The sequence below is a fragment of the Altererythrobacter aquiaggeris genome (genome assembly GCF_037154015.1).
GTDB classification, from domain to species: Bacteria; Pseudomonadota; Alphaproteobacteria; order Sphingomonadales; family Sphingomonadaceae; genus Aestuarierythrobacter; species Aestuarierythrobacter aquiaggeris.
In genome coordinates this window covers 2,285,376-2,309,277 of record NZ_JBANRL010000001.1, presented here as the reverse complement: position 1 = coordinate 2,309,277, position 23,902 = coordinate 2,285,376, and the positions used below count along the sequence as shown (strand labels likewise).

The following is a 23,902-nucleotide window of genomic DNA, read 5'->3' as shown; positions in this document are numbered from 1 at the left end:
GGATCAGCCGCGTTCCCTGGCCTGCGCATAAGTCCCCAGAATCCGCAATTCCTTGCAGTGGAATGCGAGTTCATCCAGCGAACGGTCAACCGCAGCATCACCGGGCGCGCCGATGATATCGGCATAAAACATGGTGGCGGCGAAACTGGCGCCTTTCTGGTAACTTTCCAGCTTGGTCATGTTCACGCCGTTAGTCGCAAAGCCGCCCATTGCCTTGTACAAGGCGGCGGGGATGTTTTTCACTTCAAAAATGAAAGTGGTCATCGCCACCTCGTCCTTCAGCTCGGCAGGATCGCGCCCTTCCTTTGCCAGCACGACAAACCGGGTCATATTGTCGCTCGCATCTTCGACCTGATCATCGATGATCTGCAAGCCATATAGGTCGGCCGCAATTTTTGGCGCGATCGCCGCGATAAACGGATTGCCGCTATCGGCAACAAAGGCTGCCGCGCCGGCAGTGTCGCTGTAATTGAGCGGCACGATATCGCGTTCGCGCAGATAGTGGCGCGACTGGCCCAGCGCCTGCGGATGGCTGTATGCCGCCTCGAACGGACCCTTGGTATCCAGCGCCATCAGCGCATGGGTAATCGGCATGAAATGTTCGGCCACAATCGCCAGCCCGCTTTCGGGAAGCAGAAAATGGATATCGGCGACCCGGCCATGCTGGCTGTTTTCTATCGGGATGATCGCACAACCGGCGCGGCCTTGCTTGACCGCATCGATGGCGTCTTCGAAACTGAAGCTGGGCAACGGCAATGCATCGGGCGCAAACTCCATCCCAGCGCGGTGCGAATTGGCACCGGGGGATCCCTGCCATGCGATCGCGCGCATGGGATCGGCGGCGGCCTCGGCGCGCATTTTTTCGACCATGGCGAGAGCGGGTGCGGGAAAACTTTGCATGATAGCGCGGCAATTATAGGCGCACTTCGCACTCGGCAAGCGTCTTGGCCCTTGCGAATGGTGCAGGGGCTGCCTATTGCGGCGGCAAAGCACCAATCAACTTTTACAAAGCGGAAAATTTAAGCAATGGGCGACCGTTTCAATACCACAGCCGGCTGGGTTCTGTTTGCAGGGGTCGTGGCCCTTGGTCTTTCCAGCATATCGATGCGCGTGTTTTCGACCGAACGCCCGGAAGAAATGGCTTACCCGATCGAGGGCGTGGTATCTTCTGAAGGCGGCGAAGACGGACCTTCGCTGGCAATGGTATTGTCCACCGCAGACGTAGCCAGGGGCGAGAAGGTGTTCGCGAAATGCCAGTCTTGCCATACGATCGATCAGGGCGGCGCCAACGGCATCGGACCCAATCTTTACGGCATCATGGGTGTGCCGGTCGGTAAACATGCGGCAGGTTTCGTTTACAGTTCGGCTCTGTCGGGCCACGGTGGAAACTGGGATTTCGAAAACATGGATGCCTGGCTGAAAAGCCCCAAGGCGTTCGCTTCGGGCACCAAAATGAGCTTTGCCGGACTGTCCAAGATCGAAGACCGTGCGGATGTCATCGTTTACATGAACTCCAAGGGGTCGAACATCCCGCTTCCGGCAGTTGCCGAAGAAGCGCCGGCGGAGACCGAAACTGAAGAGGCACCGGGTGCCGGCCCGGGTGCAGTAGAAGGTGCCGATGCGAGCGCTGTAGAGGCTGCCGGAGCAATGGGCGCGGCGCAGCCGGTTCCGGCTAACTAGGCCAGAGTAGAGTGGGTGGCGGCGCGGTTTGCGCGCGCTTGCCCTTGAATCCCTGAGCAACCACGTACCATTCGGAACTGCCCTTGCGGCTCGCGGGTGGTTTGGCGTGTTTGACGGTGGTGAAATGCTTTTTCAACAAATCTAGCAAGTCCTTGTCGGTCCCGCCGGCCAGCACTTTGGCGATGAACGTGCCGCCCTTGGCCAGATTGTCGGCAGCAAACCAGGCTGCGGCCTCGACCAGGCCCATTGTCCGCAAATGATCGGTTTGCTTATGCCCCACGGTGTTGGCCGCCATATCCGACATGACCAGATCGGGCGGCCCGTCGAGCGTTTCGGCCAATAAGGCGGGCGCCTTGTCATCCATGAAATCCATCTGGAAAATCGTGACGCCTTCGATGGGATCGGTTTCCAGCAGATCGATCCCCACAATCGCAGCTTTCGGCGCAACCTTGCGGACCACCTGGCTCCAGCCGCCGGGCGTAATACCCAGATCGACCACGCGCTTGCTGCCTTTGAGGATGTGGAACTTTTCGTCCAGTTCGATCAGCTTGTAGGCCGCGCGGCTCCGATAGCCGTCGGCTTTCGCCTGTTTGACATAGGGGTCGTTCAACTGCCGTTCCAGCCAGCGTGTCGATGATGCAGTACGCTTCTTTGCTGTCCGGACCTTGCGATCGGGGTTTTTGCCGGATCTGCTCATTGCTTGTCTCCGCGCAATTTTTCAGCCGCAGCCCGGCCATCATTTTCTGCTGTCATCAGACTGCGCAAAATGCCTTCACGGATGCCGCGATCGGCAACGCCGAGCCGGTGGGCCGGCCAGATATCCAGAATTGCATCAAGAATGGCGCAACCTGCCACAACCATTTCCGCGCGGTCGCGGCCGATAGTGGGCAGCTGTGCCCGCTCGGCCAGCGTCATGGTCGCCAGCCGGCTATTGATGTCGCGCATCGATTGCGTGGGAATAATCAGCCCATCGACTGCGCGCCGGTCATATTGCGGCAATTGCAGATGCAGACTGGCAAGCGTCGTTACCGTCCCGCTGGTGCCCAGCAGCCGCATGTCATCGACCTGCGCCGGTGCGATCCGTTTCGCAAACTGGGCAAAGCTGTCGCCAACGAGCTGCCGCATCCGCGCGTAGCGCTGCGCACGGATTTCGGAGGTGTCTTCGCCGGTACCGACCGTTTCGGTCAGCGAGACAACACCCCACGGCACCGACTGCCAGTCCAGAATGCGCGGGATCGGATCGCCGGGTTCAATAAGAACCAGTTCGGTCGAACCACCACCAATGTCGAATATGACCGCCGGACTGGGCCCTTCGGCCAGCAGCACATGGCAGCCCAGCACGGCCAGCCGCGCTTCCTCCTGTGCAGAGATGATATCGAGGACGATCCCGGTTTCTTCGCGTACGCGGTTGATGAATTCGGCGCCGTTTTCCGCACGGCGACACGCCTCTGTCGCGACTGAGCGGGCCAGATGGACGCTGCGGCGTTTCAATTTGTCGGCGCATACCCTGAGCGCCCCCAGCGCCCGGTCCATCGCCTCGTCGCTGAGCCTTCCGCTCTCTGCCAGACCCTCGCCCAGTTTTACCACTCTGCTGAACGCGTCGATCACGGTAAAATCTTCGCCTGCAGGTCTGGCAATCAGCAGCCGGCAGTTGTTCGTTCCCAGATCCAGCGCTGCATATGCTTGCCGGCGGGCAAAATATGTCTGTTTGCCATCTGCACGGGATTTTTGACCCGCCGCACCATTGGACGAGCCTTCTGCGGGTTTGCCGGGGGGCCGGGATTCGGGCTGCGAAGGGCGACCGGGCCGGAAATCGGCCACACCGCGTCCTTTTTTGCCCCGCATGGATTTTCTACCGCTGCGGCCGTCCGGCGGAGAATGATCCGCCATTACACTTGCTTTCACTTTCACCCGTGAAAATCACGAGCACCTGTCATGGACGCTAGCGGGGGCGGGGCTTTGCGGCAAGTGCGGTAGGATTTGTGCAGCGCAGGTTCGGAAAAACGCGGAGGGACAAGGGGCCTTTATAAAACCGGTCTTGACCGCGCCGTCTGGCAAACCTAAATGCGCGCCCTTCCGGTTGCCCTGTCGTCTAATGGTAAGACTACGGACTCTGACTCCGTCAATTGAGGTTCGAATCCTCACGGGGCATCCAGCTTTCCTGTCATATCCTGTCTTGCCCGGTCAGGCCACCGCGCTTAGGGCGCAACACATGACAGAAAAAAACCAGGATCACGAATTGACCGGCCGCAGGTTCTATCCGGCAAAAGTCGAAGCCAAAACCGCAGTAACCTCCCCCGCACAAACCCCGCAGACACAGCATCCGGCCTATAAGCTGGCGTTTCAGGATGTGGATTTCATGTTGCGCGAAGAATTGCGCCCGGTGCGTTTTCAGCTTGAACTGCTAAAGCCGGAAATGTTGCTGGACGAAGCGGGGGTGGGATCCACGCTGGTGATGTACGGATCTGCCCGGATCCCGTCGCAGGAAGAAGCCGAGGCCAGCGTTGCGAATGCCAGCCCGGAAAACAAGGCGGTGGCCGAACGCCTGGCCGCGAAGGCCAAATATTATGAGGAAGCGCGCGCTCTGGCCCGCCTCGTAAGCGAGAAATCGCTGATCGAGGACGGAAAACGGCAATTTGTCGTTTGTTCGGGCGGCGGTCCGTCAATCATGGAAGCCGCCAATCGCGGGGCATCGGATGCGGGGGCCGAATCCATCGGCCTCAATATCATCCTGCCGCACGAACAAGCCCCCAATTCCTACGTCACACCTTATCTCTCGCTTAACTTCCATTATTTTGCCCTGCGTAAAATGCACTTTTTGTTACGGGCGCGTGCGGTTGCGGTTTTTCCTGGCGGATTTGGCACATTCGACGAATTCTTTGAGCTGCTGACGTTGATCCAGACCGGCAAGATGAAGCCCATCCCGATTGTTTTGTTCGGCAAGGAATTCTGGACCAAAGTCATCGATTTCGAAGCGCTGGCCGATGAAGGCACGATCAATCACGAAGATCTGGAACTGTTCACATGGTGCGAGACGGCTGATGAGGCCTGGAAATGTATCGCCGAGTTCTACGAGCTTGAAAGCTAGTCAGAACCTGACCGCCTGATGGCCGAGCGGCCCGGACCCTGCGCCGAAACCGGGTGCGTTTTCGATGGCTTTGAAAACATATTGCCGTGCTAGTCGGATGGCGTGTTCGGTGCTCTGACCGTGTCCAAGCAACGTCGCAATCGCGCTCGATAGCGTGCAGCCGGTGCCGTGCGTATGACGGGTTTCGATCCGGGCATGTTCGAACGACACGGCGCGGGACCGGGGGGTGACCAGCAAATCGCGGACGGAGCCATCGGTCCCGTGACCGCCTTTGGCCAGCACGGCGCAATCATGGCGATCCGACAATGCCGTGGCCGCTGCAAAAATCTCGTCCTTGTTGCTGACGGGCATCGCGGTCAGCGCTTCCAGTTCGGGCAGGTTGGGAGTCACAAGTGTCGCCATTCCCAGCAGGCGGCGAAACCCGCTGATCGTCTTGTCATCGGCCAGAATGGCGCCGCTGGTTGCGACCATGACCGGATCGAAGACAATCGGGACGCCCAGCCATTGCAGGCGGTCAGCCAGTGTTTTGGCAATTTCGGGTGAGCCGAGCATCCCGATCTTAACGGCATCGACCCCGATATCGTCAACACATGCGGCGATCTGGCGGTCGATCAGATCGCGCGATAGGACCTCGATCGCATCCACCCCGGTAGAATTCTGCGCAGTGACCGCGGTAATCGCGGTCATCGCATAACCGCCCAGCATCGTGATTGTCTTGATATCAGCCTGTATTCCCGCCCCGCCCGAGCTATCCGATCCGGCGATCGACAGAATGCGCGGTGGTATCCGTGGGGGCGCATTCGTCGCTGCCATCACACAGCAGCCTCGACAGCGGTGCATATCCGGTCGACGATCTGGTGGACCTGAGCCTTGTCATCGCCTTCTGCCATCACCCGGATGACCGGTTCTGTGCCCGATGCGCGGATGACCAGCCGGCCCTTGCCCGCAAGCTCGGCTTCGGCACTGGCAATACAGTCTTTCACGGTTTCATTCTCGAGCGGAGCGCCGCCCGAATAACGCACATTCTTGAGCAGTTGCGGCACCGGATCGAACAAATGCAAAACTTCGCTCGCGGGTTTGCCGATCCTGACGAGCGCCGATAGGACTTGCAGCGCGGCAACCGTGCCATCGCCCGTTGTGCCGTAATCAAGCAGGATCATATGTCCCGACTGTTCGCCGCCCACGTTGAAGCCGCCTTCGCGCATCCGTTCCAGCACGTGCCTGTCGCCCACTTTGGTACGTTCAAGCACCAGACCCTGTTCTGTCAGGTAACGTTCGAGCCCCAGGTTCGACATTACCGTGGCGACAATCCCGCCGCCTTTCAGATCGCCGCGCAAGGCCCGCCGTGTAGCGATCAGCGCCATCAGTTGGTCGCCGTCCACAGTCTGGCCTTTTTCATCGACGACAATCAGCCTGTCAGCGTCGCCGTCCAGCGCAATACCCACATCGGCCTTTTCGGACAGGACGCGCGCCTTTAGCGCTTCGAGCGAGGTCGAACCGACATCCTTATTGATATTGATGCCGTTGGGTTCGGTGCCGATTGCAATCACGTCCGCACCAAGTTCCCAAATCGCCGAGGGCGCGACCTGATACGCCGCACCATTGGCACAATCGACCACGACTTTCAGATTATCGAACCGGACATCTTCCGCAACCGATTGCTTGATTGCGTGGATGTAGCGTCCGCGCGCGTCGTCGATCCGCCTCGCGCGGCCGATTTCGGTTGCCGGGGCGAGCCGCGACTGCCGGTCCAGCGCGGCTTCGATAGCCACCTCGTCCTCGTCCGAAAGTTTGAAACCGTCGGGCCCGAACAGTTTGATGCCATTGTCTTCATAGGGATTGTGGCTGGCCGAAATCATCACCCCGATATCGGCGCGCATTTCGCGGGTGAGCAGCGCCACGGCGGGGGTGGGCAGGGGGCCGGTCATAACCACATCCATGCCAACGCTGGTAAATCCGGCGACCAGCGCGCTTTCCATCATGTAACCAGACAGACGCGTGTCTTTACCGATCACCACGCGGTGCCGGTGTTCTCCGCGCAGAAAATGGCGTCCGGCAGCCTGGCCCACACGCATGACGATATCGGGCGTCATGACGCCTTCATTTGTCCGGCCACGGATACCGTCTGTTCCGAAATATTTGCGCGTCATTTCCAAGCCTTCATGCGGGTTGCGTTTCGCGGATTGCCATGCCGCGTGTCGGCGCTAATGTCACGCGCGGTAACAGGGGGCCATGATGGATAGACTTGCGCAGGATGACCGGAAGCTGGTGTCGCTCAGACTCCCGGCTGGCTGGACACTGGCGGGTTTGCTTGCCGGTCTGGCGGCGGGAATGCTGCTGGCGGAAAGTCCGGCGATTGAACCGGTTCTGGCCGTAGCCGGGCCTGTCGGCACGCTGTGGCTGCGCGCGCTGCAAATGACCATCATCCCGTTGGTCGCCGCATTGCTGGTGATGGGTATTTCGCAAATGCTGGATACTGCCAGAGCGGGTCAGGCTGCGCGGCGGACCCTGGGATGGATATTTGCCGTGTTGATCTTCAGCGGGACGGCTTCGGTTATCGCCATGCCGCTGCTGTTGCAGGCCTTTCCGATCCCCGGCTCCGCGCAAGGTGTGCTGGGCACGCAGGAAATCGGCGAGCAGGTGGTGCCGCCGATTGGCGATTTTATCGCGTCGCTGATTGCGCCGAATATTTTTGCCGCGGCGGCGGAAACGGCGATGCTGCCGCTGGTCATCTTTCTGGTGTTGTTTTCTGTGGCAATGTCGCGGATTCCGGCAGTGCAGCGCGAGACATTGCTGGGCTTCTTTCACGCGCTGGGCAATGCCATGCTGGTGATTATCGGCTGGGTGCTGTGGGTTGCGCCTGTAGGCGTGTTTGCGCTGGCGTTGGGAGTTGCGGCGAAGAGCGGGGGCGGCGCGATTGCGGCGCTCGGGCACTATATTCTTGCTGTTTCGGCGATGGGCGCGATTGTGTTGGTCGCTGCCTATTTGCTGGCTGGCTTGGCGGGCGGCCAAAGCCCGCTGAAATTTGCGCGCGCAATGATCCCCGCGCAGGCGGTTGCGCTGTCAACGCAAAGTTCGCTCGCCAGTCTGCCGGCCATGCTCGACAGTGCGCGAAGGCTGGAACTGCGCGAAACGACTGCTGATTTCGTGCTGCCGCTGGCGGTGGCGATTTTTCGCGCCACCAGTCCGGCAATGAACCTGGCTGTGGCAATATATGTCGCCTATCTGACAGGCACGGAATTGACCCCGGTCACCCTCGCAGCCGGTATCGCGGTGGCGCTTGTGATAAGCATCGGGTCGGTAAGCTTGCCCGGATCGATCAGTTTTGTCGTCTCGATCGGGCCGATCGCCTTGGCGATGGGGGTGCCGGTCGAACCGCTCGCCTTGCTGGTAGCGGTCGAAATGTTGCCCGATATTATGCGCACAATTGCCAATGTGACGATGAATGTCGCGGTCACCAGCGCCGTCGATCGGGCAGGAGGCGTGGTAAGCGCGGCCGAAAGTCCGACCCAGTTGCAACCCTAATCCATCTTGTGCGTTAAGCTTACAACCAGTCACTCGAACATAAACGGAGTTTCCATGTCCTTCAAACTGATCGATCTTCCATACGATTCTGACGCTCTTGCGCCAGCAGTCTCCGCCGAAACGCTGTCGTATCACCACGGCAAGCATCATCAGGCCTATATCACCAAAACAAACGACGCGATCGAAGGGACCGACCACGCGGATAAATCACTCGAAGAAGTGATCGCAGCGGCGCGCGGTAGCGATCAGGGATTGTTCAACAATTCCGCACAAAGCTGGAACCACGGTTTCTACTGGCATTCGCTATGCGCGGATGGTTGTACACCCGAAGGCGACCTGGCGTCGAAAATTGACGATGCATTCGGTTCGTTTGACGAGCTGAAAGGCAAATTGGCCGATAAGGGTGCGGGCCATTTCGCGTCGGGTTGGGTTTGGCTGGCTGAAAAAAACGGCAAGCTGAGCCTGGAGGAAACGCATGACGGCGATACGCTGGCGGATAGCGATTTCAATCCGCTGCTGACCATCGACGTGTGGGAACATGCCTATTACCTCGACCATCAGAATGCGCGTCCGGCATATCTCAAATCTGTGATCGACGGACATTTGAACTGGAAATTTGCGGCTGAAAACCTGGCCCGCGGTTCCGTCTGGTCATATCCCTGCTAGGCTGGCTCAGAGGATTGACAAAAGGCCTGCCCGGCGATGTTCGGGCGGGCTTTTTTGTGCGAATATTTATCGCTCCGCAGGGTCGCCAGGCGCGGCCAGATCCATCAGCGGTGTTGCGAACAAGGGTTCGCCAAATACAAACCCGACCACGTTTGGCCGTCCGACATGGTCGAAGAACGCTGTCAGAGTGAGCAATATGGGCACGGACAGCAACGCGCCGGCAACGCCCCAAATCCATGAAAAATAACTTAGCGCCAGCAGGATCAGCACGGGGTTCATCGTAAATCTTGCACCCAGTATGGACGGGGTGACGACATTGGATTCCACCGTGTGCAGCCCAAGGTAAGCCGCTGCAGGTATCAGGCCGAGCAAGACAGTTTCCGACGTACCGATACCAAACAGGCCGAGCAGAGCGACCATCGCCAACGGTCCGATATAGGGCAGGAAATTAAGAATCATGGCCAGCCCGCCCCACATGACCGGTGCATCAACACCCAGCAGCCATGCGCCCGTGGCCACGACAATGCCAACGCTGGCATTTATCAACCCGACAGTGAAAATATAGGCTGCGACACGGTCCTGAATCTCGCGCAGGACGCGTGCAGCCTTGACGCTGGCGCCAAAATCGCTGCGATCGAGCAGCATGCGGCGGCGCAAGCGAACCCGTGCCTCGATCATGAAGAATGTCATCAGGAAGGTAAGCAACGTGCCGATCGCAACGCTTGGTGTAGCGAGCGCCAGTTGCTCGATCGCTGTCGGAGCCGCGAGAACGACCTCCTGACCGCCTTTGCTTTGCCCCAATCCTTCGGCGAACTGGTCGTTCAGTTTACCCAGCCATGCAAACTCGTCTCTGATCTGCGAAAAGCGGTCACCCACCCGTTTAGCCATCCCGGGCACTTTCTCGAGCAGGGTAACCGCAGGCTGCAAGACCAGCGCCAGTGCCAGCAGAACAATCGCAAAGAACGCGATAAGCGAACACAGCGAAGCCAGAATGTTGGGTATGCCCCAGCCGGATAGGCGATCTGCCATCGGGGACAGAATAATGGTCAGGATCAGCGCCGCAAATAACGGCAGGAAGACCACCGCCCCTATGGACAGCACGAAAGGAAGCGCCAGAAACAGGCCCGCACCCAGCAGCACGACGAGCGCGGAAATAAGGCGAATTTCCTGTTCAGCGAATGCATTTCGCATATTCGGCTGCGCCGGCGGCGCAGGTGCATCGTTAACAGGCTCGGTCATCAGATCTGTCTGAGCCAACAGGAGTGCGCCTGCAAGGTTTCACTGCCGATGCACCGCAGCCATCAGGGCAGTCTAGTTGCCGGTAACCCCGTTGCCTTCGGCAACAGTGTCCAGCTCTTCAAGGATAGCCCGGTGGGCTGTTGCGTCATTCATGGAACGCCGTGGAATATCGCCATCTTCCAGCATCCCGGACAATGCAGCACGCGCGCGTCCGACCCTGCTTTTGATAGTGCCGACCGCGCAACCGCAAATATCGGCTGCTTCTTCATACGAAAATCCGCCGGCGCCGACCAACAGCAATGCTTCCCTGCGCTCGGGCGGCAGAGTAAGCAGCGCACGGTGCATGTCTGACAGATGCAGCGGCTCCTCCTGTCCGGCGGGCGCGGTCAGAATTCGTTCCGCCACACCTTCGTCATATTCGCCGCGGAACCGGTTGCGGCGCATATCGGTCAGATAGGCGTTCCGAAGTATGACGAAGGTCCATGCGCGCATGCTCGTACCCGGCTCGAACCGGTCCTGTGCCGCCCACGCTTTCAGCATGGCTTCCTGCACCAGATCATCGGCCATATCGGGCCGGCCGCACAGACCGCGCGCAAATGCACGCAGATGCGGGACAACACTGGTCAATTCGTGTTTGAACGCGGCTTTTTCAGCGGTGGTGCGCTCGGGCAGTTCTTTTTTCTCGGGCTTGCTCATGCGCTCTCATCATCCAGCCTGGACAGAAGGTCCTGAAAGCTGTCGGGTAGAGGCTCCTCTACCACCTGATCGTACAATTGGCGAAGCCCGTTTGCCCAGTCCGGCTTTGCCGCCTCCAACTTATCCATTTTGGAACCGGAATCCCTGGCATCTGTATGTTCCATAGTTCTGCGGATGTCCGCCCTTTCATATTGCCAAAACTGCTTTGCGATCCCGACCCGAGCTGTTCGTTGATTTGTTTGGTATGCGATTGGAACGAAAGCTGGCGCATAAGGTTCCCTGCCTGAGAGCCGGATTTTCGATTGAACTTTCAGGGAAAATCCGGCGACGCGGCAAAGCTGCACAACACGTTGTTAAGAGGGTACATTGCGCCAGGAAGTGGTTTCAAGAAAATGGTCACGGAGGTGGTTCGCGAAATTTCCGCGGATCGTACCGCTGACGATTTTTTTGCTGGTCGCGGCAATTACTATTGCGAGCGTATTCGGCATCGAACGCGGCGTTATGCAACGCGAACGGGCCGAACTGGAATCCAAGGCACAAACCATTGCCGCCGCGCTGGAACGCCGCGCAAGCGCCAATTCGGCCAACTTGCGTGCCGGATCGGCGATGTTTTCGTCGCTGGATACCGTATCCGAAAGCGTGTTCAGGCGGTTTGTCGAACAATTGCGGATCGATTCAGGTTATCGCGGGGCTGACGGGATCGGCTGGGCACCTCGGCTGCGTCCGGCAGGCGCAGCCAATAGCCGCACAGGCGATCTGGCGGAAGAATTTGATCCCGTAATTACCCAAACCACCTTCAGCACACCTGTGACATTCTTGCTGCCCGACTCCGAACGTAACCGCCGTGCGGTTGGCTTCGATATGTACTCGGAACCTGTCCGGCGCGATGCGATGGATGCCGCGGCGCGCAGTTCGCGGCCCACAGCCAGCGGCCGGTTAACGCTGAAGCAGGAAAACGGGACCGGCAAACCCGGGTTCATCGTCTATATGCCGGTGTTTCGGAATACCGATTCCGGGCGGGTGGTAAAAGGCTTCATCTACAGCCCATTCAATGCCCAGATCTTCCTCGATTCCGCGCTGGAGGGCGAACAGTTAGGCAAATATGGCCTGCTCCTTTACGATGGCGAGTTGGAAGAAGAGGACTTGCTGGCGTCGGCGGTCCAGACATCGTTGTCGGGGTCGAGCATCGTCGAAGAAGTGATCATCGCCAACCGGCAATTTCTGCTTGAAGTCAGATCGGCGGAAACGAATATGCTTTCGCCCCTGTCAATGGCGACACTGTTTTTCGGAATGCTTGTTGCTGCGCTGTTATTGGGCATCGCGCGGATGGTGACACGGCAGGCGCTCGAAGATGCGGCGGCACTGGCATGGTTCGAGGAACAGGCATCAATCCGTAATTCGCTTACGCGTGAACTCAACCACAGGGTGAAAAACACTCTGGCAAATGTACTGTCGATTGTCTCGTTGACGCGGCGCAGGGCAAAAAATCTTGATGATTTTGCCGATGGACTGGACGGACGCATACGTTCCTTGTCGGCCACCCATGATCTGTTGACGCAGTCCGAGTGGGGGACGACTCCTGTCGCGTCCGTTGTGCGGGCCGAACTGGCACCCTATTTTCACAATTCCGAACTGACAATCCGGCTCGACGGGCCCGAGGTCGAACTTGCACCCAGCGATGCGCTGTCTCTGGGGCTGGCGCTTCACGAACTGGCGACAAATGCGGCAAAATTTGGCGCTCTGAGCCAGCCGGGCGGTCAGGTTTCGGTCACATGGAAACTCATCAGCGAAGACCTGGCTCGCATCAAGTGGTCGGAAAGTGGCGGTCCGACTGTTTCGGCAGATCGCAAGCGCGGTTTCGGCACAGAATTGATCGAGAAGATCGTCGCGCATGAGCTGAAAAACCCGGTCGATCTCAGGTTCAATACCGAAGGTGTTATCTGCTCGCTCATACTCCCTGTTCGGATCCCGAGGGAGTTCGCCATCCGGGCGGAGCGCCGGATAAAACCGGACTAGCCACTAGCCGGCATCAAAAGCAGACAGGAAAAAGGGCTGGGGGAACACGTTCCCTCCAGCCCTTTTTGTTTGTCTTTTTAATACACATGTTACTTCATCGGTTTGCTGGAACCGAAAAACAGCGCCTGGCTGACAGCTGCACGCACCGTCTTTTCCTGAAACGGCTTGGTCACAAGATAGGTCGGTTCGGGACGGTCGCCTGTCAGCAGCCGCTCGGGATAGGCGGTGATGAAAATCACCGGCACGCTGCCGATTGCGAGAATATCATCCACCGCGTCCAGACCCGAGCTGCCGTCGGCCAGTTGAATGTCGGCCAGCACCAGTCCCGGAGTTTTCTCCGCGACGATATCCTGCGCCTGCGTGCGGGTGGCCGCCGTACCGCAAATATCATGGCCAAGCGAGCGAACCAGATCTTCCAGTTGCATGGATATCAGTGGCTCATCTTCAATGATCAGCACACTGGTTGTCGATTCGCGGTCAATTTCGGCCACAGCCTCCTGGACAAGGCGCGTCACCTCGTCTTCGCTCATGTCCATGATTGCCGCGGTATCGGACGTGCTGAAGTCTTCCAGCGTCGTCAGCAGCAGTGCCTGGCGATTGAGCGGTGTGATCGCGCTCAGCCGCTCTGTCGCGGCGAGTTCGTGCGGTGCGACATCGGGGTCTTTGTCAACCTCCAGATATGCACTACCCCAAACCTTGTTGAATGCCTTGTAAAGTGCGACCCGGCCTTCATCCAGCGAGGCCTTCAATTCATCATCAGCCAAAGCAGCTTCGAGCGTGGCGCGCACAAACGCGTCTCCGGTTGATTGAGATCCGGTCAGCGCACGCGCATAACGGCGCAGATAAGGCAGATCGGATGCAACTTTGTCACCAATGGACATTCAAATTCCCTTCCCGGATGATTTAGCGGATAGAACGGCCTATTGCACGCTTGGTTCCGCCCGAATTCGCGAATATCGGATAGGCGCGAACCGGCCAAAAAGATAAGCTAAAATCCACTTTTTTGCTTTTTTGCGAATTTTACCGGAACCGCTTCCGGTTGGCTGCATTTACCTAATATCACCGCCGAGACCCCCCTCCCGTCCAAACCGGCCGGTGATAATTTTCAAAGGGTCTTCTCTCGCATCAATCGAGAGAAGACCCTTTTTCTTTATCATGTCACAGAATCGAGCGGATAGCGTGCCCGCGTGCAAATATCAGGAGATCGCGGTCCGTAAACGGCTGAAGATACCTTTGCGGGTGTTGTTTTGCAGCGCATCGATAAGACGTGTGGTGTCATAAGGTTTTTCAAACACCAGACCAAGGCTGGCAATTGCCGCCGGGATTGCTTCGGGCGCGCCGGTGGAAAATACAATCCGGGGAGGTTTGGGACCAAGCATCGTGGCGAGTTCGGCCATTGCCCAGCCATCATCGCTATCGGCGATATGGACGTCCAGGATCAGCACATCGGGCCGGGTTTCCTTCAGATCCGCCAACGCCTGATCTGCGCGGGAAAAAATCACGACTTCGCGCGCTCCGCCTTCGAGCAGCGCATCCTCCAGCGCCATCGCGAGAATGGCGTCGTCTTCCAGCACCAATATCCGCCCGAGCGAAGGTTTCGCTTTTTTTCTGGCCGAACGTGCATTGGATTTTGCGCGCATCGCTGCCGAAACTCCGTCGCGGTCGCCCCATTGGCCCGCTGAAAATGCAATGGTCGGGCGACGAGAATAGTTCCCGCTGCAATCCGTTCTGCCCGCGCCAGTGGCCAAACCGCAACAAACGGCGCAGGCGCTATGTCAGGGACTTTTCATACAGAAGATATTCGCGGTTAACCTGCGTCTTCAATGCATCGGCGATTGCGACCATTCCCTGATTATCGTCGAGAATCCAGCCGATTTCACCGCGCGTGGCGCCATATTCCTCCACAGCGGCGCGGCGGATATACTCGATCATCATAAACGCCAGCTGGCTGGCCATGCGCGTCGATTGCAAACGTTTCACGACACCCATCAGCGGTACTCTTACGGACTGCACTTTGGGTTTGCGTAGCCACCACAGCATTTTCGCCCAGCCAAACGGAAACAGCTTCCCGCCGATCGCCTTGATGGGTTCGTTTACATCCGGAAGCGTGATCATGAAAGCCACCGGTTTTCCCTCATATTCGGCAATCCGGATCAGATCCTCCCTCACAAGCGGTTTCAGCTTCTTGCCAGCATAATCAATCTCGGCATCGCTGAAGGGGACAAAGCCCCAATTATCCGACCAGGCATCGTTGAGAATATCGAGAATTATTTTCGCTTCACGCTCAAAATGCCTGATCTCGACCTTGCGGACCGTGATCCGTTCATTGCGTTCGCCCGACTGGATGATCCGGCCAATCAGCGGTGGAAATTCTTTGAGTATATCCAGATCGTAAGTGAGCAGGCTTTTGGCTTTGGTGTAGCCGGCAGCCTCGATCCATGCCCGGTAATGCCGAGGGTCCTGCCCCATCATGACGGTGGGCGGATGATCGTGACCGGAAATTTGCAGACCCGGTTCTTCCCATACCGACATCGAGATCGGCGCAAGCACCCGGCGCATCCCGTGTTGCGCGAGCCAGCTCTCCGCCCGCCTGATCAACGCTGCCGCGACCGCATCGTCCACCGCATCGAACAATCCCCAGTTACCGGTCCCGGGCCCCATTCCCTGCTCCGCCGGCTGGGCCAGCGCGAGGTGATCGATATGCGCTGATATCCGGCCGACAGTCTCGTCCCCGCGGCGCGCCAGAAACAGTTGCACATCGGCGTGCTGGAAAAACGGATTTTTGAGCGGGTTGAGCAATTCCGCGACTTCGGAACGCAGCGGCGGCACCCAGGCCGGATCGCCCTGATGCAGCCGGTAGGGAAGATCGATAAACGACTTCAGGTCCGCCTTGCCGGAGACCGGTGAAATCATTATCTGTGCATCAGTCACATTTTTCGCCCCATCTAATGGCCGGTTTCGTTCATCCTGGATTAGCACTGCTTGCGCTATCCGATTGTTGTCAAGCCGCACAAGCCGCTCAAGCCAGACGCTGCGGATTTGCCATGCAGACATTTTCGCTGCACTTAGTGCCTGAAGGGCAATTCGGAACACTTTCATGACAGCTCACAAATTCATTGACCTTGATGACCAAAGCGCCGCGGCTGCACCGGAAGATGTGCGTTTGCACAAAGTTGCGACAAAACCGGCGACAAAACCGGCCATTGCGGACGACATGGTCATGATGCGCGCCGCGCGCGATCTGACCAGGGATATTGCAGAGGCAAACCCGCGGATATACTGGCCCGATATGCTGGCCTCGGCCCTGCTTGGCTACGGCGCGCTTGCCGGGGCAATTCTTGTTGGCAATCCCGTACTGGCGATCGCGCTGGGTGTCGTCGCAGCGCTCGCATTGTACCGTGCGCTGCTGTTCATCCATGAACTGTCGCATATCCACCGCAATGCGCTGCCGGGTTTTCGCACCGCCTGGAACCTGCTGGTAGGTATTCCGATGCTGACGCCGTCGTTTATGTATGAAGGCGTGCACACGATCCACCATCAGCGAACACGCTACGGCACCATCGAAGATCCCGAATATCTTCCGCTGGCTTTGATGAAGCCGTGGTCGCTGCCCGCATTTATCATGATTTCGCTGCTGGCGCCGCCCGCTTTGTTGGTACGGTTCGCCATTCTGGTACCGCTGGGAGCGATCATTCCGCCGTTACGCAATCTGGTGTGGCAGCGGTTTTCCGCACTGTCGATAAATCCCGATTTCCGCCGCCGCGCTGCGGGCAGTGAATTACAGCGCCGGTTTTTTTGGCAGGAAGTGGGGGCATCGATCTGGTCGATCGCGCTGCTTTCAAGCACGTTTTTTGTGGGCTGGCGGCCATTGCTGATCGCGCTGGCCATATTTTCGCTCACGGCTGTTCTCAACCAGACCCGCACACTTGTCGCGCATCTGTGGCAAAATGACGGCGAGGCGATGACCGTGACCGCACAATATCTCGACAGTGTGAACGTGCCGCCGCCGGGCCGGATTGCTGCGATCTGGGCGCCTGTCGGGCTGCGTTATCATGCGCTGCACCATCTGATGCCCAGTATGCCATACCATTCGCTGGGCGAAGCGCATCGGCGTCTGTCAACGCATATGGGCGCGGGTTCGACCTATGACGGGGCCAACCATGCCGGTTTGATGCCGCTGGTAAACCGTCTGGCGAAAAGCACTATGGTGCGGCACTAGCCGCAGACTTGGTCCGATAAACAAGGGGCCAACTCCGTTTGGAGAGGCCCCTTTTCATCATTCGATCCAAGCGCGTTATCAGTCAACTTCGACGGTAACCGACGGGTCGCTGCTGACATCCGCCTTGATCCGCTTGTCACCATCGGCGATGTCTGCGGTAACGCCGTCCGCATCGATTGTAACGCGGTCGCTGTCTTCCCCGCCATTCGCCGGAACGACGGTGGTATCGGTTGGCCCCACATCCGTGGCTTCCATTCCGGCGGCGGCGTTATCGACGTCATTGATGGCGGCTGTGTCGGCAGGGTCGGAATCGCTGCAAGCAGCCAGTGCGAGCACCGCCGAAGCGGTAAGTACAGTACGAAAACGGTTTTGCATAAAACTCCCCTTCAAAGGCAGCTTAACGGTCCTTGCGGCGCGAGGTTCCTATAACAGGCACCGCATGGCGATCCGCCGTTCTGCCGGCAGCCCATGCTCTATCTCCTGTTCGATCAAACCGCGCAGGCGGGGGGACAGCGTATCCGCTTCGATCACAGCGAACCCCAGCCGCGCATAGAAGGGCCCGTTCCAGGGAATATCGCGGAATGTTGTGAGGGTGAGCGCGCAAAACCCGCTATTGCGCGCGTCAATCCTGCAGCCCCGCAGCAATGCCGCGCCGATGCCCAGTTGCTGAAAATCCGGGTGAACCGACATTTCGGCAATGTGCAACTCGCGGCCAAACGGTTCGCTGGCCAGAAATCCGGCGATCCGGCCTTCTGACTGCGCGACCAGACAGTGACCCTTGCCGATCAGTTTGCGATGCAAGTCCGGCTTGATCGCATGATGGCCGGCAATTTCGGCAAGATCAGGTATCGTATCGAACAGCTTGGCTGCGGCGAGTTCGATTTCGGGCAGCGACGGTGCATCATGGGCCCGTGCGAGCCGGATCGACCAGTCAGCGGCGCTCATTCCTCGGTGCGGATCAGCACAGTCTCGCCGATCAACGCGAACAGCAGAAACGGGGACCATGCGGCTAGAAACGGGGGGTAACCGCCAAAACTGCCCATCGCAAGCGCTGCGTTATCGACCACGAAATAAGCAAAGCCCAGCGCCATGCCGATAACCGCCCGCAAAAACAGCTGGCCGGCCCGGGCAAGGCCGAATGCCGCGACCGCACCGAGCAGCGGCATCAGAAATGCGGCAAGCGGCCCGGACATTTTGTGCCACCATTTCGCGCGCAATTCGCCTGTTCGGCGGCCGGCCGCCTCCATCGCATCAATCGCGCTGCCTAGCTCCGCGAAGGTCATGGTATCGGGATCGACGCTGTCGATCGCGACCTGTGCCGGGGTCACCCGCGGTGCCACGACCAGTGTTTCCCGGCTGACCGACCGCGCAGTTTCCACGGTGAACACGGTCACATTTTTCAACTGCCAGCCCGGTGACGCATAGGTTGCTGTCGCTGCGCGTGCCTGCCGGGTAATCATCCCGCGATCATCGCGGTCATACCAGGTCACGTCCGTCATTCGCGTATCCGCGCCCGAACCGGTAACTGTCGCCGCTGTCATGATATCCGAACCGTCGGTCAAATACAGATTACTGCGAATACCGGTGTCGCCGGGAATTGGGCCATAGTCGCTGGCCTTCCACGCTTTCAGTGTCGCATTGCCGCGCACGACAACAGTTTCCGTAAAAGCGAATGTGGCAGCGGAAACCAGCGCGGCAACCAGCAGCAGCGGAGCGAGCACCTGATGCGCGCTCATACCGGCAGCCTTCATGGAAATAACCTCGCTGTTCTGGTTCAGCGTGGCGAGCGTGATGATGGTGGCGAGCAGCACGGAGTATGGCAGGAAACGCGCAACCAACTGCGGCGCGCGGAGCGAAATATACTGCCACAGCTCGCTTTCGCCGTTGCCTTCATAAGCCAGAATGTCGCCGCTCTGGCTTAACAGGTCGAGCGTTTGCAGGATCAGCACCAGCATCAGAAGCACCGCGAGAATCCGCACCACGAACAGCTTGCCAAGATAAATGGTCAGCGCGCGGCTGGGGAAGAAATCAAACTGCATTCGCAGCATCCTCGTCCAGAATCTCTGCGCGGCGTTTCTGCCTTCCGAAAATCTTTGCGAACTGGCGCGCGACCTTGGCGTAAATGGTTTCAAGCCCGCCAATCGCCTGTCCGCCGGGCACATGCGCGACGCGCCAGTACATCCAGATTATCAGCGCCGAAAAGATAAGGAATGGTCCCCACAGCGCGATCGCGGGATCAATCCGGCCTAATGTGGCCACGTCCTCCCCATACTGGTTCACCTTGTGATAGGCGACGACCATCACGATAGAGACAAACACGCCAAGCGCGGACGTCGATCGTTTTGGCGGAATAGCCAGCGCAACCGCCAGAAGCGGCAGCAGCAGCATCATGACAACTTCGACCATCCGGTAATTGAAACTGGCCTGGCTGGCGTTTCGCTCGGCCTCTGTGGCTCCCTTGTTCCAGCCGATCCTGATCAGTTCGGGCAGCAGATATTCGCGGTCGTCGTCCCCGCGCATCCGGAAGTTTTCGATCGCTGGCAGATCGATGGGCAAATCATGCCGGCTGAAGCTCAGCACCCGCGGCGGTTGGCCATCGCCGTCATGGCCGCCCATATCCTGCACTATGGTTCCGTCCATCAGACGCAAGATAATGGTGTCGCGGTTCTCGCGATTGGCGAGAAACCGTCCCTCGCTTGCGGATATGGACAGGACGTGGCCCTTTTTATCGGCTACCCTTGCAAAGATGCCGTTCAATTGCCGGCCGTCATCCTCGCTCGATGTGACGCGTAGTGCCACCCGGTCTTCCAAGGTGGTGAATTCGCCGACCTTGATCGAAGCGCCCAGTGCGCCCGAGCGCAATTCATATTCCATTTCCTCGTAATAATACCGCGACAATGGCTGCAGATAGCCAACGATCAGCAGGTTCAGTGCGGCCAGAACCAGGGTAATGATGTATGGCACGCGCAGCAGCCGCGCATAGGACAGGCCGACCGCATTCATCACATCGAGTTCGCTGGTGGTTGCCAGCTTTCTGAACGCCAGCAATATCCCCAGCATCACACCCAGCGGGATGGCGAGGCTGGCATATTCGGGCATCAGATTGGCCAGCATCTTGAAGACAATGCCGATCGGCCCGCCCTCGGTCCCGACGAATTCGAACAACGTCAGCATCTTGTCGAGCGTTAGCAGCGATGCCGCGATCACGAAGACAGCGACCATCGGCACCAGCACCAGCTTGAAAATATAGCGGTCGATGGCAGGGATGAAGTTCAAGCGTCCGCCGTGCATAAGGTGAAGGGGGGAATGCGTGTCGAAAACCGCCTATAGCGCGACATTACACGCAGGTCATGCCCCTTGAATGCGGGAATGGCGCGGTGTGTTCAAGCCTTCTCCAGCGTGCATTGCAGCGGGTGCTGGTTCTGCTTGGCGAAATCCATCACCTGATTGACCTTGGTTTCCGCGATTTCGTAGGGGAATATGCCGCAAACGCCGACGCCCTTCTGATGGACGTGCAGCATCACCCGCGTGGCGGCTTCCAGATCCATGTTGAAAAATCGCTTGAGCACCATAACCACGAATTCCATCGGGGTGTAATCATCGTTCAGCAGCAGAACCTTGAACTGGTTGGGCTTTTTGGGCCGGATCTGCGTTTTCGTGGCTACGCCGACCTGGGCACCGCCATCATCGCCATCCGGCGCACCGCTGTTTGCGGCGTGGTTCGGGTTGCGGGCAATCAAGGGCAGAGATCTGGATTCGAAGTTCATTACGTTCCGAATATCGCAAGCATTGCACCATCCGCAAGGGATGGATGAAAATTCCCCTGCAGAAACATCTCTGCAGAAACAAAAAGGGCCGGGCAGCTTGTCGCTACCCGGCCCAAATGTTCGGGGGTCGGCTGTTTGGGAGAGGGAGATGCCGACGCCCTATGGTAACGCTGGCTTATGCAGCCTTGCGAACCTTTTCCATCGCGATGCTGGCGCGGCTCGAAATCGGTGCGAACACGTCATTGGCGAGCTTGACCCAAGCTTCGGTGGTCTTCGACGTTTGCGCTACGGCAACGTCGAAATTACGGCGGGCAAACTTCGACTGAAGCTGCACGAACTCGGTTGGCGACTTGACCGCGACAACTTCCTTCGCGTCGGCAGTCAGAGTGGTGACCACAGCGCGCATATCTTCGACATAGGCCTTGCCCATGTCCTGCATGCCCGAAGTCAGGACCTTGCCCGATTCGACGACTGCTTCGATATTGCCCTTGGTAAATTCGCCCATATCGGCGGCGACTTCGCTGCCCTTGGCATAAACGGTTTTGGCACGTGCCTGGACGTCGGAAAACGCTTCGGTGATTTGCGACGTGTAATCGGCAGTTTTGGTTTTAGCTTTGGTCATGATTGTTTCCTTGGTGTTGGAAGCCTTGATTTTCGCAGCCGCGGCCAGTTTGCGCGGCTTGGCGGTGGATTTGTTTGCAGCAGGCTTGCGCTTGGCAGCGGCCTTCTTTGCTGGAGTGGCTTTTTTGGCTGCAGCATTCTTGGCGGCAGGCTTGCGCTTGGCCGGTGCCTTCTTCTTGGCGACGGCTTTCTTGACGGCTGCAACCTTTACCGGCGCAGTTTCGTTTTTCTCGACTGCTTTTTCGACGGCTTTCGCGTCGACCTTGGCAGCGCTGGCAGCGGCAATCGCTGCTTCAGCGGACTTTTCGGCGCGGACCTGTTCGGTCACGGCGTCAATCTTGCTTGTTGGCGTGCTGGCCATAATGAATACCTCAGTGCTTCGACAGGGCGGGATAGCCCTTTATGTTGCACTGCAATATATACGCTGCAACTGCGAAGTCAAGGTATTTTTGTGCACTGCAACATAAAGTTGCAAGTACTTGATCTAACGTGTTTTAACGTAGCGCCCCGGCGCATCCTCGATCACTGCATCACCTTTGCCGCCCGGCTTTCTCTTGCCGGTCGGGGCGATTTGCTTGTCTTTGTGGGATTTCAGCCAGTCGATCCAGTCGGGCCACCAGCTGCCGGCGGTCTCGCTCGCCCCTTCGACAAATTCGGATAAGGACGCACAATCGGCATCATTTGTCCAATATTGGTATTTTCCGGAGCCGGGAGGATTGACCACGCCCGCAATATGGCCCGACCCGGCAAGGACGAATTTTGTCGGTCCGGTAAATTGCCCGGTCAGCTTGAACACGCTTTTCGCGGGTGCAATATGATCTTCCTTGCCCGCCTGGACGTATGCCGGTGTGGTCACTTTGCGCAGATCGATCGGCGTGCCGTCGGCGCTCAGCGCGCCCGGCTCGACCAATTTGTTGTCGCGGTAGAGATCGCGCAAATAATCGCCGTGCCATCTGGCTGGCAGATTGGTGACATCGCCGTTCCAGTGCAACAGATCGAAGGCAGGGTAATCCTCGCCCAGCAGGTAATTATTGACGACGTAATTCCAGATCAGGTCCGAACTTCTTAGCAGATTGAACGTCAGCGCAAGGTAGCGACCATCGAGGTAGCCGTTGGTCGACAGGCTTTCGATCGTCCTGATCTGATCGTCATTGATGAAATTGTTGAGTTCGCCGGAACGGCTGAAGTCCACTTGCGCGGTAAAGAACGTTGCGCTTTTGACTTTATCCGCTTCACCGCGCTGCGCCAGAATGGCAAGAGTGGCAGCCAGCGTCGTCCCCGCCACGCAATATCCGATTGTATGCACCGCAGGGACTTTCAGCCGCGCCCTGATATGGTCGATCGCACCGATTTGCGCGCGAATATAGTCATCCCAGGCAATATCCTTCATCGAGGCATCAGCCGATTTCCAGCTGGCCACGAAAACGGTCACGCCCTGGCCCACGGCCCAGCGGATAAAGCTCTTTTTCTCGTTCAGGTCGAGAATGTAGAAGCGATTGATCCACGGCGGGAAGATTACCAGCGGAGTTTCCATCACTTGGGGAGTGGACGGGCTGTACTGGATCAGCTGGTAAAGCGGTGTCTCGTGCACAACTTTGCCCGGAGTGGTGGCGATATTTTCGCCCAGCGTGAATGCGGCCGGATCGGTATGTGTCAGTTGGCCTTTTTTCATGTCCGCCAGAAGATGTTGCATGCCCTTGACCAGGTTTTGGCCTTTGGTTGCAATTGTCCGGTCGAGCACGACCGGGTTGGTGAGCGGCGTGTTGGCAGGGCTCATCGATTCAATCATTGTTCTGGTCGCAAACCGCAATTGCTCGCGCTTGCCCTTGTCCAGCCCTTCAACCTCGTCAACCATGGCTTCGATACGTTCGGCAAGCATGAGATAGGTCTGGTGTATCAGCGCCGCAGCCGGATGCGCGCGCCAATGCGGATCGGCGAAGCGGCGATCTTTGCGGGGAAGCTCGGGTTTGTCGGGGGTCAGTGCGCCGCCAATGCCGTATTGCCCGAGGATGTTTTGCCATAATGCGGCACCTTCGTCCCACAGTTCCTTTTGCTTGGCCGGGTTCATCAGCGGCATTGCGGCGTACCATTGGCGGGCAAAATCTGCCCAGCGTGCCGGATCGGCGAACTGCGTCAGCGGCGTTGAACCGGTCGCCTGTTCCGTCTGTATCCCGGCCCATAGCGTTTTCAGTTGGTCGGCGGATTTCTTCCACGCGTCAGCATCCGGGGCGGGCATCTTTGTTATGCCGTCAGGCAACATCTGGCCAAACAGCGCCTGCATGGCTTCGGCCTGTTGCCGGAAAATGTCGTTCGTATCGTCCATATTGCCCATTTCCATGGTTGCGCGCGGTGCCGGATGCCGCCCGGCTAACTGGATAGTGCTTT

At 58.3% G+C, this 23,902-nt stretch carries 24 protein-coding genes and 1 tRNA gene; 7 read left to right on the top strand and 18 right to left on the bottom strand.

The window, feature by feature from the left end; genetic code table 11:
- Positions 1-3: 3 nt before the first annotated feature.
- Positions 4-900, bottom strand: a complete 897-nt coding sequence (locus WFP06_RS11385) for a prephenate dehydratase (protein ID WP_336987281.1) — start codon at positions 898-900, stop codon at positions 4-6.
- A gap of 126 nt (positions 901-1,026) precedes the next feature.
- Here WFP06_RS11385 and WFP06_RS11380 point away from each other — a divergent pair, with 126 nt between their 5' ends.
- On the top strand, positions 1,027-1,680 hold the full coding sequence (locus WFP06_RS11380; RefSeq protein WP_336987280.1) for a cytochrome c family protein: 654 nt from the start codon (positions 1,027-1,029) through the stop codon (positions 1,678-1,680).
- On the opposite strand, the gene WFP06_RS11375 is transcribed toward WFP06_RS11380, so the two are convergent.
- Both WFP06_RS11375 and WFP06_RS11370 read right to left on the bottom strand, forming a co-directional pair.
- The gene (locus WFP06_RS11375; RefSeq protein ID WP_336987279.1) at positions 1,673-2,377 is read right to left on the bottom strand and encodes an RlmE family RNA methyltransferase; all 705 of its coding nucleotides are present in this window, start codon (positions 2,375-2,377) and stop codon (positions 1,673-1,675) included. The genes WFP06_RS11380 and WFP06_RS11375 overlap by 8 nt on opposite strands.
- A complete protein-coding gene (locus WFP06_RS11370) occupies positions 2,374-3,570 on the bottom strand; it encodes a Ppx/GppA phosphatase family protein (protein WP_336987278.1) in 1,197 nt (398 codons plus the stop codon). Before WFP06_RS11370 ends, WFP06_RS11375 begins: the two co-directional genes overlap by 4 nt.
- A gap of 191 nt (positions 3,571-3,761) precedes the next feature.
- Here WFP06_RS11370 and WFP06_RS11365 point away from each other — a divergent pair.
- A tRNA-Gln gene (locus tag WFP06_RS11365) sits at positions 3,762-3,835 on the top strand.
- A gap of 57 nt (positions 3,836-3,892) precedes the next feature.
- Positions 3,893-4,768, top strand: coding sequence for an LOG family protein (locus WFP06_RS11360; protein WP_336987277.1), 876 nt, complete (start codon positions 3,893-3,895; stop codon positions 4,766-4,768).
- Here the strand turns inward: WFP06_RS11360 and thiD are convergent, their stop codons facing one another.
- Positions 4,769-5,581 (bottom strand): bifunctional hydroxymethylpyrimidine kinase/phosphomethylpyrimidine kinase, encoded by an 813-nt coding sequence (gene thiD, locus WFP06_RS11355; protein WP_336987276.1) that lies wholly within the window; start codon positions 5,579-5,581, stop codon positions 4,769-4,771.
- Positions 5,581-6,918, bottom strand: coding sequence for a phosphoglucosamine mutase (glmM, locus tag WFP06_RS11350; RefSeq protein ID WP_336987275.1), 1,338 nt, complete (start codon positions 6,916-6,918; stop codon positions 5,581-5,583). The genes thiD and glmM overlap by 1 nt, the downstream gene beginning before the upstream one ends.
- Before the next feature lie 82 nt (positions 6,919-7,000).
- Between glmM and WFP06_RS11345 the strand changes: the two genes are divergently transcribed.
- Both WFP06_RS11345 and WFP06_RS11340 read left to right on the top strand, forming a co-directional pair.
- Positions 7,001-8,293 carry a dicarboxylate/amino acid:cation symporter gene (locus tag WFP06_RS11345; RefSeq protein WP_336987274.1) on the top strand — a complete coding sequence of 431 codons (1,293 nt, stop codon included), beginning with the start codon at positions 7,001-7,003 and terminating at the stop codon, positions 8,291-8,293.
- 54 nt (positions 8,294-8,347) lie between these two features.
- Positions 8,348-8,959, top strand: coding sequence for a superoxide dismutase (locus WFP06_RS11340; protein ID WP_336987273.1), 612 nt, complete (start codon positions 8,348-8,350; stop codon positions 8,957-8,959).
- Positions 8,960-9,025: 66 nt separating this feature from the next.
- On the opposite strand, the gene WFP06_RS11335 is transcribed toward WFP06_RS11340, so the two are convergent.
- The 3 genes from WFP06_RS11335 to WFP06_RS11325 form a co-directional block, all read right to left on the bottom strand.
- On the bottom strand, positions 9,026-10,198 hold the full coding sequence (locus tag WFP06_RS11335; protein ID WP_336987272.1) for an AI-2E family transporter: 1,173 nt from the start codon (positions 10,196-10,198) through the stop codon (positions 9,026-9,028).
- A gap of 72 nt (positions 10,199-10,270) precedes the next feature.
- Positions 10,271-10,894 (bottom strand): sigma-70 family RNA polymerase sigma factor, encoded by a 624-nt coding sequence (locus tag WFP06_RS11330; protein WP_336987271.1) that lies wholly within the window; start codon positions 10,892-10,894, stop codon positions 10,271-10,273.
- Positions 10,891-11,022, bottom strand: coding sequence for a NepR family anti-sigma factor (locus tag WFP06_RS11325; RefSeq protein ID WP_336987270.1), 132 nt, complete (start codon positions 11,020-11,022; stop codon positions 10,891-10,893). Before WFP06_RS11325 ends, WFP06_RS11330 begins: the two co-directional genes overlap by 4 nt.
- A gap of 250 nt (positions 11,023-11,272) precedes the next feature.
- Between WFP06_RS11325 and WFP06_RS11320 the strand changes: the two genes are divergently transcribed.
- Positions 11,273-12,910 (top strand): CHASE domain-containing protein, encoded by a 1,638-nt coding sequence (locus WFP06_RS11320; RefSeq protein ID WP_336987269.1) that lies wholly within the window; start codon positions 11,273-11,275, stop codon positions 12,908-12,910.
- Between the two features lie 89 nt (positions 12,911-12,999).
- Here WFP06_RS11320 and WFP06_RS11315 read toward each other — a convergent pair whose 3' ends face one another.
- The 3 genes from WFP06_RS11315 to WFP06_RS11305 all read right to left on the bottom strand — a co-directional run bounded on the left by WFP06_RS11315 (position 13,000) and on the right by WFP06_RS11305 (position 15,823).
- Complete coding sequence (locus tag WFP06_RS11315; RefSeq protein WP_336987268.1) at positions 13,000-13,791, bottom strand: response regulator; 792 nt, start codon at positions 13,789-13,791, stop codon at positions 13,000-13,002.
- A gap of 315 nt (positions 13,792-14,106) precedes the next feature.
- Positions 14,107-14,550: a response regulator gene (locus tag WFP06_RS11310; RefSeq protein WP_336987267.1), complete on the bottom strand. Its 444-nt coding sequence runs from the start codon at positions 14,548-14,550 to the stop codon at positions 14,107-14,109.
- Positions 14,551-14,680: 130 nt separating this feature from the next.
- Positions 14,681-15,823: an N-acetyltransferase gene (locus WFP06_RS11305; RefSeq protein WP_336987686.1), complete on the bottom strand. Its 1,143-nt coding sequence runs from the start codon at positions 15,821-15,823 to the stop codon at positions 14,681-14,683.
- 184 nt (positions 15,824-16,007) lie between these two features.
- On the opposite strand from WFP06_RS11305, the gene WFP06_RS11300 reads away from it, so the two are divergent.
- Entirely contained in the window at positions 16,008-17,129 is a 1,122-nt protein-coding gene (locus WFP06_RS11300) for a fatty acid desaturase family protein (protein WP_336987266.1), read from the top strand.
- Between the two features lie 78 nt (positions 17,130-17,207).
- Here WFP06_RS11300 and WFP06_RS11295 read toward each other — a convergent pair whose 3' ends face one another.
- The 7 genes from WFP06_RS11295 to WFP06_RS11265 all read right to left on the bottom strand — a co-directional run bounded on the left by WFP06_RS11295 (position 17,208) and on the right by WFP06_RS11265 (position 23,855).
- Positions 17,208-17,504, bottom strand: a complete 297-nt coding sequence (locus tag WFP06_RS11295; RefSeq protein WP_336987265.1) for a hypothetical protein — start codon at positions 17,502-17,504, stop codon at positions 17,208-17,210.
- Positions 17,505-17,552: 48 nt separating this feature from the next.
- Positions 17,553-18,074, bottom strand: a complete 522-nt coding sequence (locus WFP06_RS11290; protein WP_336987264.1) for a GNAT family N-acetyltransferase — start codon at positions 18,072-18,074, stop codon at positions 17,553-17,555.
- Complete coding sequence (lptG, locus tag WFP06_RS11285) at positions 18,071-19,168, bottom strand: LPS export ABC transporter permease LptG (RefSeq protein ID WP_336987263.1); 1,098 nt, start codon at positions 19,166-19,168, stop codon at positions 18,071-18,073. The genes WFP06_RS11290 and lptG overlap by 4 nt, the downstream gene beginning before the upstream one ends.
- A complete protein-coding gene (locus WFP06_RS11280; RefSeq protein ID WP_336987262.1) occupies positions 19,158-20,405 on the bottom strand; it encodes an LptF/LptG family permease in 1,248 nt (415 codons plus the stop codon). Before WFP06_RS11280 ends, lptG begins: the two co-directional genes overlap by 11 nt.
- A gap of 107 nt (positions 20,406-20,512) precedes the next feature.
- Positions 20,513-20,896 (bottom strand): ATP-dependent Clp protease adapter ClpS, encoded by a 384-nt coding sequence (gene clpS, locus WFP06_RS11275; RefSeq protein ID WP_336987261.1) that lies wholly within the window; start codon positions 20,894-20,896, stop codon positions 20,513-20,515.
- A gap of 175 nt (positions 20,897-21,071) precedes the next feature.
- Positions 21,072-21,878 (bottom strand): phasin family protein, encoded by an 807-nt coding sequence (locus WFP06_RS11270; protein WP_336987260.1) that lies wholly within the window; start codon positions 21,876-21,878, stop codon positions 21,072-21,074.
- Positions 21,879-22,001: 123 nt separating this feature from the next.
- The gene (locus WFP06_RS11265; protein ID WP_419716249.1) at positions 22,002-23,855 is read right to left on the bottom strand and encodes a PHA/PHB synthase family protein; all 1,854 of its coding nucleotides are present in this window, start codon (positions 23,853-23,855) and stop codon (positions 22,002-22,004) included.
- Positions 23,856-23,902: the final 47 nt, after the last annotated feature.